The sequence below is a fragment of the Escherichia sp. MOD1-EC6842 genome (assembly GCF_002965705.1).
Classification (GTDB): Bacteria; Pseudomonadota; Gammaproteobacteria; order Enterobacterales; family Enterobacteriaceae; genus Escherichia; species Escherichia ruysiae.
In genome coordinates this window covers 120,396-134,132 of record NZ_PTRF01000011.1, presented here as the reverse complement: position 1 = coordinate 134,132, position 13,737 = coordinate 120,396, and the positions used below count along the sequence as shown (strand labels likewise).

Sequence of the window (13,737 nt, the reverse complement as noted above, 5' to 3'; positions counted from 1 at the left end):
GATAATGATTTTCATATTAATGAATGGGGGGATAACCAGACTTGAACAACCGAAAATGCCAGGAGAAGTTATACTCGTAACCAGGGGACATCAGATGTTCTGCTTTATGGATATAAGCAGCCTTTACACAGTTACGTTCCTGATGATCCATCGGACATTCAACAGTATCACGGGACCACAAACCTGATTCTATTAATGCACTACATGCCATCACCCGGAATCCGTGACTACTACAGTTGCCAGACGCTCAACGAAAGACCGATAAAACGCCAGAGTATGAATCACCCGCAGAGCGGTTCAACCAGTATGTTGCATCCATCGGGTGAAATCACAGCCAGAAACGTGTCAACGCTGTTCTGGACGGGGCATAATGACAAAAAAGGTGCTTTAATTAGCGCCTTTTTTATTTAAGCGTTTTTTGCGTGCATAATAACAATATCACAACAACACATACCGGAGGCTTTTATGCCACTGCATAATTTAACTCGTTTCCCACGGCTGGAGTTTATCGGCGCACCAACGCCGCTCGAATATCTGCCGCGTCTTTCTGATTATCTTGGGCGGGAAATTTTCATTAAACGGGATGACGTCACTCCGATGGCGATGGGCGGCAATAAATTACGCAAACTAGAGTTTCTCGCGGCAGACGCCCTGCGTGAAGGTGCCGACACTCTGATTACCGCCGGAGCGATTCAGTCTAACCACGTGCGCCAGACTGCCGCCGTCGCCGCAAAACTTGGGCTGCATTGTGTGGCGCTGCTGGAGAATCCTATCGGAACATCCGCAGAAAACTATTTAACCAACGGCAATCGCTTGTTGTTGGATCTCTTCAATACCCAGATTGAAATGTGCGATGCGCTGACCGATCCCAATGCCCAACTGGAAGAGCTGGCAACGCGAGTCGAAGCGCAAGGGTTCCGTCCGTATGTCATTCCGGTTGGAGGTTCTAATGCTTTAGGCGCGCTGGGCTATGTGGAGAGCGCGCTGGAAATCGCGCAACAGTGTGAAGGGGCGGTTAATATTTCTTCGGTGGTGGTGGCGTCGGGCAGCGCCGGAACGCACGCTGGACTGGCAGTAGGATTGGAACAACTAATGCCAGAAAGCGAACTGATTGGCGTGACCGTGTCACGTTCCGTTGCTGACCAGTTGCCAAAAGTGGTTAACCTACAACAGGCAATAGCGAAAGAACTAGAACTGAGCGCATCAGCGGAAATTTTACTCTGGGATGACTATTTTGCGCCTGGCTACGGCGTGCCGAACGACGAAGGCATGGAAGCGGTGAAACTGTTGGCGCGGCTGGAAGGCATTCTGCTTGATCCTGTGTATACCGGAAAAGCGATGGCGGGGCTGATGGATGGCATCAGTCAGAAACGCTTCAAAGACGAAGGGCCGATTCTGTTTATTCATACTGGCGGCGCGCCTGCGCTGTTCGCCTATCATCCTCACGTCTAGCCCCGGAAACGCTCATGCAAGAAAGTATACAACTGGTTATTGATTCTTTGCCGTTCCTGCTTAAAGGGGCTGGGTATACGCTGCAACTCAGCATCGGCGGCATGTTTTTTGGCTTACTGCTGGGATTCATTCTCGCGCTGATGCGCCTGTCGCCACTCTGGCTCGTGCGCTGGCTGGCGCGTTTTTACATTTCCATTTTTCGCGGTACGCCGCTCATCGCGCAACTGTTTATGATCTACTACGGCCTACCGCAGTTTGGCATTGAACTAGATCCGATTCCGTCGGCGATGATTGGCCTGTCACTGAACACCGCTGCCTATGCTGCCGAAACGCTGCGTGCCGCCATTTCATCTATTGATAAAGGTCAGTGGGAAGCCGCCGCCAGTATTGGCATGACGCCGTGGCAAACTATGCGTCGCGCCATTTTGCCGCAGGCGGCTCGGGTGGCGCTGCCGCCGCTGTCGAACAGCTTTATCAGCCTGGTAAAAGATACCTCGCTGGCAGCGACGATTCAGGTGCCGGAACTGTTTCGTCAGGCGCAGTTGATTACCTCGCGCACGCTGGAAGTTTTCACCATGTATCTGGCGGCTTCGCTCATCTACTGGATTATGGCGACAGTGTTATCGACGCTACAGAACCATTTTGAGAATCAACTTAACCGCCAGGAGAGAGAACCAAAATGAGTGCCATTGAAGTTAAAAACCTGGTGAAAAAATTCCACGGTCAGACGGTACTGCACGGTATCGATCTGGAGGTCAAAACTGGCGAAGTCGTGGCGATTATCGGCCCGAGTGGCTCCGGCAAAACCACGTTGCTACGCAGCATAAATTTGCTGGAGCAACCGGAGGCGGGGAGCATCACCGTTGGGGATATCACTATTGATACTGCGCGTTCGTTAAGCCAGCAAAAATCGCTGATTCGCCAGTTGCGCCAGCATGTCGGATTTGTCTTTCAGAATTTTAATCTGTTTCCGCATCGCACAGTGCTGGAAAACATTATTGAAGGGCCGGTGATCGTTAAAGGCGAACCGAAGGAGGAGGCCACGGCGCGCGCTCGCGAGCTGCTGGCAAAAGTTGGACTGGAAGGGAAAGAGACCAGCTATCCGCGTCGTTTGTCCGGCGGTCAACAGCAACGTGTGGCGATTGCGCGTGCGCTGGCGATGCGCCCGGAAGTCATTTTGTTTGACGAACCCACTTCGGCGCTGGACCCGGAGCTGGTGGGGGAAGTCCTGAATACCATACGCCAGTTGGCACAGGAAAAGCGCACCATGGTGATTGTGACGCACGAAATGAGCTTTGCCCGTGACGTTGCTGACCGCGCGATCTTTATGGATCAAGGGCGGATAGTAGAGCAGGGCCCTGCAAAAACCTTATTTGCCGATCCTCAGCATCCCCGTACACGCCAGTTCCTTGAGAAGTTTCTGTTGCAATAAGATAAGAAAAAATCAGCCCCGGCAGCTTTTTAGTCGGGGCGAAAACGCATTCCTGACCGCATAAATCGCTTAATAAATCAGCATAACTTATTAATAACATAAGAGAATGCTATGGCTTGCAAAAGTAATTCATTGTCTGAATAATATAAATTATATATAAATCTTATTTATGTGATAGTTTGAGTTATCAGTATAAATGATACTCACTCTCAGGGGCGTTGCGGTTAACTATGCAGGATACGGATTTTTTCAGCTGGCGTCGCACGATGTTGTTGCGTTTTCAGAGGATGGAGGCCGCAGAAGAGGTCTACCATGAAATAGAGCATCAGACTTACCAACTGGAGTTCGATTTTTATTCATTATGTGTGCGCCACCCGGTGCCATTCACGCGACCGAAAGTGGCTTTCTACACCAATTATCCGGAGTCATGGGTCAGTTATTATCAGGCCAACAACTTTCTCGCCATTGATCCTGTGCTTAACCCTGAAAACTTCAGTCAGGGGCATTTATTGTGGAATGATGAGTTATTCAACGAAGCACAGCCGTTATGGGAAGCCGCACGTGCGCATGGTTTACGCTGTGGCGTCACTCAGTATTTAATGCTGCCGAATCGGGCGTTGGGGTTTTTGTCCTTTTCCCGTAGCAGTACGCGTGAAATACCCATTCTTAGTGATGAACTGCAATTAAAAATGCAGCTATTGGTGCGTGAAAGTCTGATGGCGTTGATACGTTTAAATGATGACATAGTGATGACGCCAGAGATGAATTTCAGCAAGCGGGAAAAAGAAATTCTGAAATGGACCGCAGAAGGTAAAACGTCAGCAGAGATTGCGATGATCCTGTCAATCTCTGAGAATACTGTCAATTTTCATCAGAAAAATATGCAGAAAAAAATCAATGCACCGAATAAGACGCAGGTTGCCTGCTACGCAGCCGCAACTGGCTTAATATGATATCTATTACATTGGGCATGAAAGATGCCAAACCGGCTGAAAGGTGCGCTTTCAGCCGGTTTTATATTACTGACGGTAGGCTTGTTTAATTTGCTTAACCGTTTTGGAAAATACCGCAGCCTGGGTTTCGTCTTCGATCAGCGCAAGCTGTTTTTCCATCTTTAACATCACGCGGCCCGCGTCAGCTTGTCCCATCGCCTGCAGCATCAGCGTCAGCATCGCTTTCAGGCAGGAGACTTCATTTGCCAGTTCTTGATTATTCTCGGCAGTAGAAAAATCAGGCGTACTCATTTATTTTCCTCGTCATGTTGCAATGAAAATTTGCGGTGAAAAATGTTAAGGCGGCGGAGTATACCATAAGCTTTGCTAAAAATAGCAGTGGTTGTTTTTTGCGCACGATATCAGCAATAGTAATAAAACAGGGAATATAACGCGCAATAAATATTTTTATCATGAATGTTTTTCGCGCGTATTGTTCGGGTTAATTCATGTTACATATTCATGCCGCTGATTTTTCATTTATGCTGAATAAAGTCAATTTTTGTCACATTTCGTCGTTGGCCTTACTGCGAAACGCGCTGGCAAACCTTTGATGACGGACGTGACGATAACTCTGGACAATCGAATTTACAAAAACGAGAGAAAAATCGAATACCCACCATTTTTAACGTTTCAAAGTTGCAATAAAAACCGCTAATATACGAATGACTAACTATCAGTAGCGTTATCCCTATTTCTGGAGATATTCCTTTGATCAACGTTCTACTTGTTGATGACCACGAACTGGTGCGCGCAGGGATACGACGCATTCTGGAAGATATAAAGGGTATTAAAGTCGTCGGTGAGGCATCCTGCGGTGAAGACGCCGTTAAGTGGTGCCGGGCAAACACCGTTGACGTCGTGCTAATGGACATGAGTATGCCTGGCATTGGCGGTCTTGAGGCGACGCGTAAAATCGCTCGCTCGACAGCAGATGTCAAAATCATCATGCTTACGGTTCATACTGAAAACCCTTTACCAGCGAAAGTCATGCAGGCCGGTGCTGCGGGCTATCTCAGCAAAGGTGCGGCTCCGCAGGAAGTTGTGAGTGCGATTCGCTCTGTCTATTCGGGGCAGCGTTATATTGCTTCTGACATTGCTCAACAAATGGCATTAAGCCAGATCGAACCAGAAAAAACAGAAAGCCCATTTGCCAGTTTGTCTGAACGTGAATTGCAGATTATGCTGATGATTACCAAAGGCCAAAAGGTCAATGAGATCTCAGAACAGCTTAACCTCAGCCCGAAAACGGTGAACAGCTATCGCTACCGTATGTTCAGTAAATTAAACATTCATGGCGATGTTGAGCTGACTCACCTGGCAATTCGCCATGGTCTGTGTAATGCGGAGACATTAACAAGTCAGTGAGTGTTCAGTTTGACGCAAAAGCGTTTTTAAAAACCGTAACCAGCCAGCCTGGCGTTTATCGCATGTATGATGCTGGTGGTACGGTTATCTATGTCGGCAAAGCGAAAGACCTGAAAAAACGGCTTTCCAGCTATTTCCGTAGCAACCTCGCTTCGCGCAAAACCGAAGCGTTGGTTGCCCAGATCCAGCAAATTGATGTGACGGTTACCCATACCGAAACCGAAGCTCTGCTGCTGGAACACAACTACATCAAACTCTATCAGCCGCGTTACAACGTTCTGTTACGCGATGATAAATCTTATCCTTTTATTTTTCTTAGCGGCGATACCCATCCGCGTCTGGCTATGCATCGCGGTGCAAAGCACGCCAAAGGTGAATATTTCGGCCCGTTCCCAAACGGCTATGCCGTGCGTGAAACCCTGGCGCTGCTACAAAAGATTTTCCCGATTCGCCAGTGTGAAAATAGCGTTTATCGCAACCGCTCGCGTCCGTGTCTGCAATATCAGATAGGGCGCTGTCTGGGACCGTGCGTTGAGGGTCTGGTGAGTGAAGAAGAGTACGCCCAGCAGGTAGAGTATGTGCGCCTGTTTTTATCCGGTAAGGACGATCAGGTGCTGACTCAACTGATCGGTCGCATGGAAACAGCCAGCCAGAATCTGGAGTTTGAAGAAGCGGCACGTATTCGCGACCAAATCCAGGCGGTGCGACGCGTAACCGAAAAACAGTTTGTCTCCAATACAGGTGATGACCTTGACGTTATTGGCGTAGCTTTCGATGCGGGCATGGCTTGTGTCCACGTCTTGTTTATTCGTCAGGGCAAGGTGCTCGGTAGCCGTAGTTATTTCCCGAAAGTGCCTGGCGGTACGGAGCTGGGCGAAGTGGTGGAAACCTTTGTCGGTCAGTTCTATTTACAGGGCAGCCAGATGCGCACTTTGCCGGGTGAGATCCTGCTCGACTTTAATCTTAGCGATAAAACGCTGCTCGCCGATTCCCTTTCAGAACTGGCAGGGCGCAAGATTAACGTTCAGACTAAACCGCGTGGCGATCGGGCACGTTATCTGAAGCTGGCGCGCACCAATGCGGCGACGGCCTTAACGACCAAACTTTCGCAGCAATCTACGGTTCACCAGCGTCTGACCGCGCTTGCAAGCGTGTTGAAATTGCCGGAAGTGAAGCGGATGGAGTGTTTTGACATCAGCCATACCATGGGTGAACAAACGGTCGCTTCGTGTGTGGTGTTCGATGCTAACGGCCCGCAGCGTGCGGAGTATCGGCGCTATAACATTACCGGCATTACGCCTGGTGATGATTATGCGGCAATGAATCAGGTGCTGCGTCGGCGTTACGGTAAAGCCATCGACGACAGTAAGATTCCGGACGTGATCCTGATTGATGGCGGCAAAGGCCAGCTTGCGCAGGCGAAAAATGTCTTCGCCGAGCTGGATGTCTCATGGGATAAAAACCATCCGCTGCTTCTTGGCGTGGCGAAAGGAGCCGATCGTAAGGCTGGGCTGGAAACGTTGTTCTTCGAACCTGAAGGTGAGGGCTTCAGTCTGCCGCCAGATTCACCGGCGCTGCATGTCATCCAGCATATCCGCGATGAATCACATGATCACGCGATTGGTGGGCATCGCAAAAAACGCGCAAAAGTCAAAAATACCAGCACGCTGGAAACCATCGAAGGCGTTGGACCAAAACGTCGGCAAATGTTGTTGAAATATATGGGCGGTTTGCAAGGTTTACGTAACGCCAGCGTTGAGGAAATTGCAAAAGTGCCGGGTATTTCGCAAGGTCTGGCAGAAAAGATCTTCTGGTCGTTGAAACATTGATGTCTCTGTAGCAACATAGGGGTAATCTTACTGACAACAGATAGTTACCCGTCATTATGCAATTTAATATCCCTACGTTGCTCACACTGTTCCGTGTCATCCTTATCCCATTCTTTGTATTGGTCTTTTATCTGCCTGTCACCTGGTCGCCGTTTGCTGCCGCGCTCATTTTCTGCGTTGCGGCGGTAACTGACTGGTTCGATGGTTTTCTGGCGCGTCGCTGGAATCAGAGTACCCGCTTTGGCGCTTTCCTTGATCCAGTAGCAGATAAAGTGCTGGTTGCCATTGCCATGGTGCTGGTAACTGAGCATTACCATAGCTGGTGGGTCACTTTGCCAGCGGCAACGATGATCGCCCGTGAAATTATTATTTCTGCTCTACGTGAATGGATGGCTGAACTCGGTAAACGCAGCAGTGTGGCTGTCTCCTGGATTGGTAAAGTAAAAACGACTGCCCAAATGGTGGCGCTGGCCTGGCTGTTATGGCGTCCGAACATTTGGGTTGAGTACGCTGGTATTGCACTTTTCTTTGTGGCTGCGGTACTGACTCTGTGGTCTATGTTGCAATATTTGAGCGCAGCTCGCGCAGATTTGCTTGATCAGTGATCGTTTCGGCGCAAAATTCAGCAAACGATCAAAAGTGGTGAAAAATATCGTTGACTCATCGCGTCAGGTAAGTAGAATGCAACGCATCGAACGGCGGCACTGATTGCCAGACGATAATAAAATCAAGTGATTAGCTGATTGCTTGATGAATGCGGGAATAGCTCAGTTGGTAGAGCACGACCTTGCCAAGGTCGGGGTCGCGAGTTCGAGTCTCGTTTCCCGCTCCAGTTTAAAAGACATCGGCTTAAGCGGGTGTCTGGCTGAAAAGCCTGAAGAATTTGGCGCGTTAACAAAGCGGTTATGTAGCGGATTGCAAATCCGTCTAGTCCGGTTCGACTCCGGAACGCGCCTCCACTTTTTTCCCGAGCCCGGATGGTGGAATCGGTAGACACAAGGGATTTAAAATCCCTCGGCGTTCGCGCTGTGCGGGTTCAAGTCCCGCTCCGGGTACCATGGGAAAGATAAGAATAAAATCAAAGCAATAAGCAGTGTCGTGAAACCACCTTCGGGTGGTTTTTTTGTATCTGCCACTTATCGTTATACCCCTCTTATTTTTAATCACTGGGTAATCCACTCAAAAAGTATCTCTATGCCAGACCGACATGTAAGATAGACGCTGGCGAGTCGAGATCCACAAGGAAAAGCGTATGAAAACGGGACCGTTGAACGAAAGTGAGTTGGAATGGCTGGATGATATCCTGACCAAATACAACACAGACCACGCCATCCTTGATGTAGCTGAGCTGGACGGTTTATTGACGGCGGTGTTGAGTTCTCCGCAAGAAATTGAACCAGAACAGTGGTTGGTGGCCGTCTGGGGTGGGGCGGACTATGTACCGCGCTGGGCGTCAGAAAAAGAGATGACGCGCTTTATGAACCTGGCTTTTCAACATATGGCCGATACCGCAGAGCGTCTGAACGAATTTCCTGAACAGTTTGAGCCGTTATTTGGTCTGCGAGAGGTTGATGGTAGTGAGCTGACGATTGTTGAGGAGTGGTGCTTTGGCTATATGCGTGGCGTTGCTCTCTCTGACTGGTCGGCATTGCCTGAATCCTTAAAACCGGCGCTTGAGGCGATTGCGCTGCACGGTACGGAAGAAAACTTCGAGCGGGTAGAGAAGCTGTCGCCGGAAGCGTTTGATGAGAGTGTGGATGCCATTCGACTGGCGGCACTTGATTTGCATGCTTACTGGATGGCTCATCAGCAGGAAAAGCCTGTTCAGCAACCGATAAAAGCAGAAGAAAAACCGGGTCGTAACGATCCTTGCCCGTGCGGTAGTGGTAAGAAATTTAAGCAGTGCTGCTTGCATTAAGAGGTCACATTGGGTGCCAGAGTTAATTCTGGCACCCAACAGGGATATGTGAGGCTATTTGATCATCCCACTTCTGGTAACCACCCTGCTGCAATCAAAAATTGCACTCCAATCACGCCAATACCACAGAGAAACACCAGTATCAACGCTGGACGGCCGCCTTTCACCCGATAACCTGCTTGTGGATTATGCTTTCTGCTCTGCCAGGTCAACAGGGAAGGGATAATCAACGCCAGCACAGCCAGCGCCACACCGGCGTAACCCAGCGCCATTACAAAGCCACGTGGGTAAAACAGCGCAAATGCCAGCGGTGGCAGAAAAGTAATTGCCCCGGTTTGCATTCTCCCGCCAACGCTATTTGAACGCTGAAACAGATCCGCAAGATAATCAAATAAGCCTAATGCTACGCCGAGGAAGGACGTTGCGAGGGCTAAGTCAGCAAATAAATGCACCGCCAGTTCGACATGCGGTGAGGCCACCACTTCGCGTAATGCCTGTAACAGCCCGTTTAGCCCGGCATGATTAGCCAACAATCCCATAAAGGTTGTGGAATCAATGCTGCCCAGCGTCGCCAGTTGCCAGAATATATACGCCACCAGAGGGATCGCACTACCGGTAATAAATACCCAGCGCAGCTTGCGAATGTTGCCATCCATATAACTGACGATGCTCGGTACACTACCGTGGAAGCCAAATGACGTAAAAATTACCGGGATCGCCGACAACGCAAGTCCTTGTTGTAGCGGCAGGGTTAAAAGATTCACTTTGTGAATATGCGGTAGCAGCAATACCAGCATCACCACCAGAAAAATAATTTTGGCGCTGAACAGAAAGCGGTTAAATAAATCGACCAGCGACGTCCCGACACAAACCACACCACCGGCAACAAAAGTGAACAACAACACGCCAGTGGTTGCCGACACTGGAATACCCGTCCAGTCGCTGATGCTGGAGGCCAGCAATTCACCGGCGCCGCTAATGTACGCCGCCGTCAGGGCGTACATTAAAAACATCATACTGAAGCCTGTCAGCCACTGCCCATAATGCCCCAGATAGCGTTTTGCCAGCGTGCCCAGACCGGTATCTGCGGGTACATGCTGATACACCTCCAGCAATAGCAGTGCGGTGTAACACATCAATGCCCACAGACCAACTAACAATGTCAATGTGACACTAAAACCGACGCCTGCTGCCGCCAGCGGCATTGCCAACATACCCGCGCCAATTGTGGTTCCTGCCACGATAAAAACACTTCCCAGAGTTCTGTTTTTCACGCTTTCTTCTGTCCTGACGATCTTTATGAGTGATATCTGCGGCGCAGGTTAAGGCATTCTACATTTTTCGTCAAATCGGCGTTACATTTAGTGTAAATAAAAATGTACAATAAAATGAATTCAGAACTGCGCTGGCGCAAAGCCTTGATGAGCAGCTATCGCTACGCTATGCCCTTTTTGAGGAGGAACGATGAGCTCTATTCACGGTCATGAAGTGTTAAATATGATGATTGAATCAGGCGAGCAATATACGCACGCCAGTCTGGAAGCGGCGATCAAAGCGCGTTTTGGTGAACAGGCGCGTTTTCATACCTGCTCGGCGGAAGGGATGACTGCGGGAGAACTGGTGGCGTTTCTGGCGGCGAAAGGTAAATTTATTCCCGGTGAAGAAGGGTTCTCAACCGATACAAGTAAAATTTGTCGCCACTGATATGAAACGGCGGCAGTAAATCTGCCGCCAGAGTAGATTAATTTTGCGCGTCGAGGGTAGAAAGTTCTTTATCGATGAAATAAAGACCTTCGCCGCTTTTACCGGCCAGACTTAATTTATCAATAATCGATTTGAACAATTTCTCTTCTTCATGTTGCTCAGAAACATACCATTGCAGGAAATTAAACGTAGGGTAATCCTGGTTGGTCATGGCAGCGTGAGCCAGTTCATTAATTTTCTGCGTGATTAATTGTTCATGCTTATAGGTTTCCTGGAATAATTCATCAAGTGAAGAATATTCAGCAAACGGGGATTCAACGGTATTAATACGCGGTAAGTTTCCGGTATCGGTCAGATAGTCAAACAGACGCTGCATATGCGTCATCTCTTCCTGGGCGTGTCGGCGGAGAAACGCAGCCGCGCCTTCAAAGGTATGATAGCTGCACCAGGCGCTCATTTGCTGATAAAGCAGTGAAGAGTACAGTTCCAGGTTCATCTGCTCATTGAGTTTTTCAATCATTTCTGGTTTCAGCATGATAGTGCTCCATAAAGGTTATTTTTGTTGCTGTGGCGCCACTATAATTTGTTATTTTATTATTTGCAAAAGGTAAAATATTAAATTCAATTATTAAAAATACGAATGGGAATAAAACGCATTAACGCTATTCGTGGAATTAATTAACCAGCGAAGCATCCCTCACTGATTAAGGTCTTTATTGATAAGTCGAGGGCATTAAATTTTGGCACTGATACGACAGCGTAAATTCCGTATTCAGGCATAACGATCCCGCAAACAGACTACAGTTACTGACAGGTTGCCCAAACGCAATAGCGCGGGTAAACCCTGCGTGCTGACATGCGCGTTCCGCTATTCTTTGATTAAGATAGCTGTCAGTACGGGCGTGTTGTAAAAATGCCTGATTATAAACGAGGCGCACAATACCGCTCGTGACATTAACTTCGCTCAATTGAGCCTGACGAGTTACGGTGCAGCCCGCTAATGTTAAAAGTGAAAAAATAAATATCAGATGTTTCATGTCACGGCCTGAAGAGGGAGAAGAAACTGGTATTGTACCCGCGCGCAGTACCAGGTTATGGACAGAAAAGACGACGGATCGGTGCTATTCCTTGCTTTTCCCTGAAGTCAGGCGCTTTATGGGGACTTTGTGGTTATCAATTTCATAACATTAAAGGGGTATTTATGTGATGCAGATCACATAAAGATTGATTTTTGCGATGGGTGTCATATTATAAGCGCAAAGACGATAACACCTGCATAACAAATGGTCGGAGTACCTCGATGAAACTACGCAAAATCCTGAAAAGCATGTTTGATAACTATTGCAAGACGTTCAAAGACGTACCGCCAGGCAATATGTTCAGATAACAAAAAAACCTGCTTCGGCAGGTTTTTTTGTGCCCTGGTGATGGCGGATGTGACTATCGCTGTGGAGGGGAAGCCGCTACTATAGCGGCTTTCAAAAAGCTATCAGGAGTTTACAATGTCCCAGCCGCTGAATGCCGATCAGGAACTGGTCTCTGATGTTGTCGCTTGCCAGTTGGTAATCAAACAAATTCTCGACGTACTCGATGTGATCGCACCTGTTGAGTTGCGTGAAAAAATGTCCAGCCAGTTGAAGAATATCGATTTTACTAACCATCCCGCCGCAGCCGATCCGGTAACGATGCGCGCTATCCAAAAAGCCATCGCGCTGATTGAACTGAAATTTACTCCGCAAGGTGAATCCCATTAAAAAAACCGCTGCTTCAAAGTATGAAGCAGCGGCTTTCTCAAAATTATTTGTATCCGGCGCATGTTTTAAAGCGCCGAACATGATTAATGTATCTGATGCGACACGACATTAAGAACATGCTGGTCGGTCTGGACAGGGCACATACCGGCAAGTTTCGCGCTGCGTACTTCATCAAGAATGGTTTGCAACAACAGACCATCGTGCTGCTGTTCTTTTTCCAGATCGCGCAGGAAATCGACGGTAGAATCATCATTCAATTCTTTAGCTTCATCGGCTAATTGTGACAGCTTGCTTGAACGCTGCTCATATTCTTCCATCGTCTTTTGGAAGAGTTCTTCCAGGGAGTTAAGCTTTTCTCCTGGTACATCGATAGCTTTAACGATGGGAGTTGCTCCGATACTTTTCATAAAGTTAAACATGCGCATCATTTGCGTCACGTTACTCTGTGCCTGGGCGCGAAGGAAAGTAGCGGTGCCATTCAGACTTTGTTCAGAACACCATTTGCTCAGGTGAAGGTAGAGATTGGATGCATAAAACTCGCGGTTCATTTGGGTGTTGAGTTTGAGAAGCATTCCAGTGGTTGCCATACCTAATATCCTTATATCCAGAAGACGTGAGGTGCAAGATGAATCAAAACACCGTAATTACTGATTGCAGAATAATTCCTTTCTGCATGTCCAAAATGTGATCGTGGAGTCAATTCTGACGATGATCTGAAATAAGCATAACGTCTGAACGGATATAAGAAAATCCTTAAATCACCAGATTTATATTTTTTTACATTTCATTGATGAGAACAATTAGTTTGCAATAATTCCTAATGCGCTGTGTTGGTATATCTCATTGATATTGAAATGAATTATTAATAACATGATGATGTTTTGATATTTTAAGATATTTTTTTAGTTATGCGATGATGCTCTCATTATAGCGTTACTCTTAATTAATAATGGTGGTGATAATTAATGTGGAAATTGATTGTTGCAAGGATTAGAGACTTCATCCTCCTTCACTATTCAGCGTAAATGAACAACCTCTTACCCGGTAATAATTAGATTAAAAAAAGACACTCCCAGCCTCTCAACGCATACCACAAGGATTTCCAGGCTAATGTCATGGATTATTCTGCTAATGCCTTTTTGAATTGTCAGACAATTACCGTTTCCAGTATGTCATTTCTCGCTGAATTTATGCACGTTCTCACTGTAATTCTGCTATGTGATATTGCTCTCCTATGGAGAATTAATTTCTCGCTAAAACTATGCCAACACAGTCAATTATCTTTTCG

Annotated in this window: 17 protein-coding genes, 3 tRNA genes and 1 pseudogene; 14 read left to right on the top strand and 7 right to left on the bottom strand. The window is 47.7% G+C overall.

Annotated elements, in window-relative coordinates; all coding sequences use genetic code 11:
- Positions 1-91: 91 nt before the first annotated feature.
- Positions 92-226: pseudogene (locus A7Z29_RS23780) on the bottom strand (hypothetical protein); the annotation flags it as partial.
- A gap of 239 nt (positions 227-465) precedes the next feature.
- Here A7Z29_RS23780 and dcyD point away from each other — a divergent pair.
- The 4 genes from dcyD (at position 466) to sdiA (ending at position 3,837) form a co-directional block, all read left to right on the top strand.
- Positions 466-1,452, top strand: a complete 987-nt coding sequence (gene dcyD / locus A7Z29_RS14775) for a D-cysteine desulfhydrase (RefSeq protein WP_032225571.1) — start codon at positions 466-468, stop codon at positions 1,450-1,452.
- A gap of 14 nt (positions 1,453-1,466) precedes the next feature.
- Positions 1,467-2,135, top strand: a complete 669-nt coding sequence (tcyL, locus tag A7Z29_RS14770; RefSeq protein WP_032225570.1) for a cystine ABC transporter permease — start codon at positions 1,467-1,469, stop codon at positions 2,133-2,135.
- Positions 2,132-2,884: an L-cystine ABC transporter ATP-binding protein TcyN gene (gene tcyN / locus A7Z29_RS14765; protein ID WP_001273017.1), complete on the top strand. Its 753-nt coding sequence runs from the start codon at positions 2,132-2,134 to the stop codon at positions 2,882-2,884. The genes tcyL and tcyN overlap by 4 nt, the downstream gene beginning before the upstream one ends.
- Positions 2,885-3,114: 230 nt before the next feature.
- Positions 3,115-3,837 carry a transcriptional regulator SdiA gene (sdiA, locus tag A7Z29_RS14760; RefSeq protein ID WP_105290410.1) on the top strand — a complete coding sequence of 241 codons (723 nt, stop codon included), beginning with the start codon at positions 3,115-3,117 and terminating at the stop codon, positions 3,835-3,837.
- 66 nt (positions 3,838-3,903) lie between these two features.
- Here sdiA and yecF read toward each other — a convergent pair whose 3' ends face one another.
- Positions 3,904-4,128 (bottom strand): DUF2594 family protein YecF, encoded by a 225-nt coding sequence (gene yecF, locus A7Z29_RS14755; RefSeq protein WP_000106474.1) that lies wholly within the window; start codon positions 4,126-4,128, stop codon positions 3,904-3,906.
- Positions 4,115-4,291: a hypothetical protein gene (locus tag A7Z29_RS23275; RefSeq protein ID WP_032155896.1), complete on the bottom strand. Its 177-nt coding sequence runs from the start codon at positions 4,289-4,291 to the stop codon at positions 4,115-4,117. Before A7Z29_RS23275 ends, yecF begins: the two co-directional genes overlap by 14 nt.
- A gap of 296 nt (positions 4,292-4,587) precedes the next feature.
- On the opposite strand from A7Z29_RS23275, the gene uvrY reads away from it, so the two are divergent.
- The 7 genes from uvrY to yecA all read left to right on the top strand — a co-directional run bounded on the left by uvrY (position 4,588) and on the right by yecA (position 8,991).
- Entirely contained in the window at positions 4,588-5,244 is a 657-nt protein-coding gene (gene uvrY, locus A7Z29_RS14750) for a UvrY/SirA/GacA family response regulator transcription factor (protein WP_000611331.1), read from the top strand.
- On the top strand, positions 5,241-7,073 hold the full coding sequence (uvrC, locus tag A7Z29_RS14745; RefSeq protein ID WP_105290409.1) for an excinuclease ABC subunit UvrC: 1,833 nt from the start codon (positions 5,241-5,243) through the stop codon (positions 7,071-7,073). The genes uvrY and uvrC overlap by 4 nt, the downstream gene beginning before the upstream one ends.
- Before the next feature lie 56 nt (positions 7,074-7,129).
- Positions 7,130-7,678, top strand: coding sequence for a CDP-diacylglycerol--glycerol-3-phosphate 3-phosphatidyltransferase (gene pgsA / locus A7Z29_RS14740; protein WP_001160187.1), 549 nt, complete (start codon positions 7,130-7,132; stop codon positions 7,676-7,678).
- Positions 7,679-7,829: 151 nt separating this feature from the next.
- A tRNA-Gly gene (locus tag A7Z29_RS14735) sits at positions 7,830-7,905 on the top strand.
- A 53-nt stretch (positions 7,906-7,958) separates the two neighbouring features.
- Positions 7,959-8,032 (top strand) — tRNA-Cys (locus A7Z29_RS14730).
- Positions 8,033-8,044: 12 nt separating this feature from the next.
- Positions 8,045-8,131: transfer RNA gene (locus A7Z29_RS14725), tRNA-Leu, on the top strand.
- Between the two features lie 194 nt (positions 8,132-8,325).
- Positions 8,326-8,991: a UPF0149 family protein YecA gene (gene yecA / locus A7Z29_RS14720; RefSeq protein ID WP_000847898.1), complete on the top strand. Its 666-nt coding sequence runs from the start codon at positions 8,326-8,328 to the stop codon at positions 8,989-8,991.
- A 62-nt stretch (positions 8,992-9,053) separates the two neighbouring features.
- Here yecA and tyrP read toward each other — a convergent pair whose 3' ends face one another.
- On the bottom strand, positions 9,054-10,265 hold the full coding sequence (gene tyrP, locus A7Z29_RS14715; protein ID WP_000797587.1) for a tyrosine transporter TyrP: 1,212 nt from the start codon (positions 10,263-10,265) through the stop codon (positions 9,054-9,056).
- A 190-nt stretch (positions 10,266-10,455) separates the two neighbouring features.
- Here tyrP and A7Z29_RS14710 point away from each other — a divergent pair, with 190 nt between their 5' ends.
- Positions 10,456-10,695 (top strand): YecH family metal-binding protein, encoded by a 240-nt coding sequence (locus A7Z29_RS14710; RefSeq protein WP_000094895.1) that lies wholly within the window; start codon positions 10,456-10,458, stop codon positions 10,693-10,695.
- A 37-nt stretch (positions 10,696-10,732) separates the two neighbouring features.
- Here the strand turns inward: A7Z29_RS14710 and ftnA are convergent, their stop codons facing one another.
- Together ftnA and yecR are read right to left on the bottom strand one after the other, a co-directional pair.
- Complete coding sequence (gene ftnA / locus A7Z29_RS14705; RefSeq protein ID WP_000917207.1) at positions 10,733-11,230, bottom strand: non-heme ferritin; 498 nt, start codon at positions 11,228-11,230, stop codon at positions 10,733-10,735.
- 178 nt (positions 11,231-11,408) lie between these two features.
- A complete protein-coding gene (gene yecR / locus A7Z29_RS14700; RefSeq protein ID WP_000681392.1) occupies positions 11,409-11,732 on the bottom strand; it encodes a YecR family lipoprotein in 324 nt (107 codons plus the stop codon).
- 263 nt (positions 11,733-11,995) lie between these two features.
- Here yecR and azuC point away from each other — a divergent pair, with 263 nt between their 5' ends.
- A complete protein-coding gene (gene azuC / locus A7Z29_RS14695) occupies positions 11,996-12,082 on the top strand; it encodes a stress response protein AzuC (protein ID WP_077629254.1) in 87 nt (28 codons plus the stop codon).
- Between the two features lie 115 nt (positions 12,083-12,197).
- A complete protein-coding gene (yecJ, locus tag A7Z29_RS14690; protein WP_000082114.1) occupies positions 12,198-12,449 on the top strand; it encodes a DUF2766 family protein YecJ in 252 nt (83 codons plus the stop codon).
- Between the two features lie 83 nt (positions 12,450-12,532).
- Here yecJ and A7Z29_RS14685 read toward each other — a convergent pair whose 3' ends face one another.
- Entirely contained in the window at positions 12,533-13,036 is a 504-nt protein-coding gene (locus A7Z29_RS14685) for a non-heme ferritin-like protein (protein ID WP_000246122.1), read from the bottom strand.
- Positions 13,037-13,737: the final 701 nt, after the last annotated feature.

Bases quoted from the DNA above. Each gene is read 5' to 3' on its own strand.
- dcyD (WP_032225571.1), top strand. From the start codon at position 466: ATGCCACTGCATAATTTAACTCGTTTCCCACGGCTGGAGTTTATCGGC.
- tcyL (WP_032225570.1), top strand. From the start codon at position 1,467: ATGCAAGAAAGTATACAACTGGTTATTGATTCTTTGCCGTTCCTGCTT.
- tcyN (WP_001273017.1), top strand. From the start codon at position 2,132: ATGAGTGCCATTGAAGTTAAAAACCTGGTGAAAAAATTCCACGGTCAG.
- sdiA (WP_105290410.1), top strand. From the start codon at position 3,115: ATGCAGGATACGGATTTTTTCAGCTGGCGTCGCACGATGTTGTTGCGT.
- yecF (WP_000106474.1), bottom strand. From the start codon at position 4,128: ATGAGTACGCCTGATTTTTCTACTGCCGAGAATAATCAAGAACTGGCA.
- A7Z29_RS23275 (WP_032155896.1), bottom strand. From the start codon at position 4,291: ATGATAAAAATATTTATTGCGCGTTATATTCCCTGTTTTATTACTATT.
- pgsA (WP_001160187.1), top strand. From the start codon at position 7,130: ATGCAATTTAATATCCCTACGTTGCTCACACTGTTCCGTGTCATCCTT.
- yecA (WP_000847898.1), top strand. From the start codon at position 8,326: ATGAAAACGGGACCGTTGAACGAAAGTGAGTTGGAATGGCTGGATGAT.
- A7Z29_RS14710 (WP_000094895.1), top strand. From the start codon at position 10,456: ATGAGCTCTATTCACGGTCATGAAGTGTTAAATATGATGATTGAATCA.
- ftnA (WP_000917207.1), bottom strand. From the start codon at position 11,230: ATGCTGAAACCAGAAATGATTGAAAAACTCAATGAGCAGATGAACCTG.
- yecR (WP_000681392.1), bottom strand. From the start codon at position 11,732: ATGAAACATCTGATATTTATTTTTTCACTTTTAACATTAGCGGGCTGC.
- azuC (WP_077629254.1), top strand. From the start codon at position 11,996: ATGAAACTACGCAAAATCCTGAAAAGCATGTTTGATAACTATTGCAAG.
- yecJ (WP_000082114.1), top strand. From the start codon at position 12,198: ATGTCCCAGCCGCTGAATGCCGATCAGGAACTGGTCTCTGATGTTGTC.
- A7Z29_RS14685 (WP_000246122.1), bottom strand. From the start codon at position 13,036: ATGGCAACCACTGGAATGCTTCTCAAACTCAACACCCAAATGAACCGC.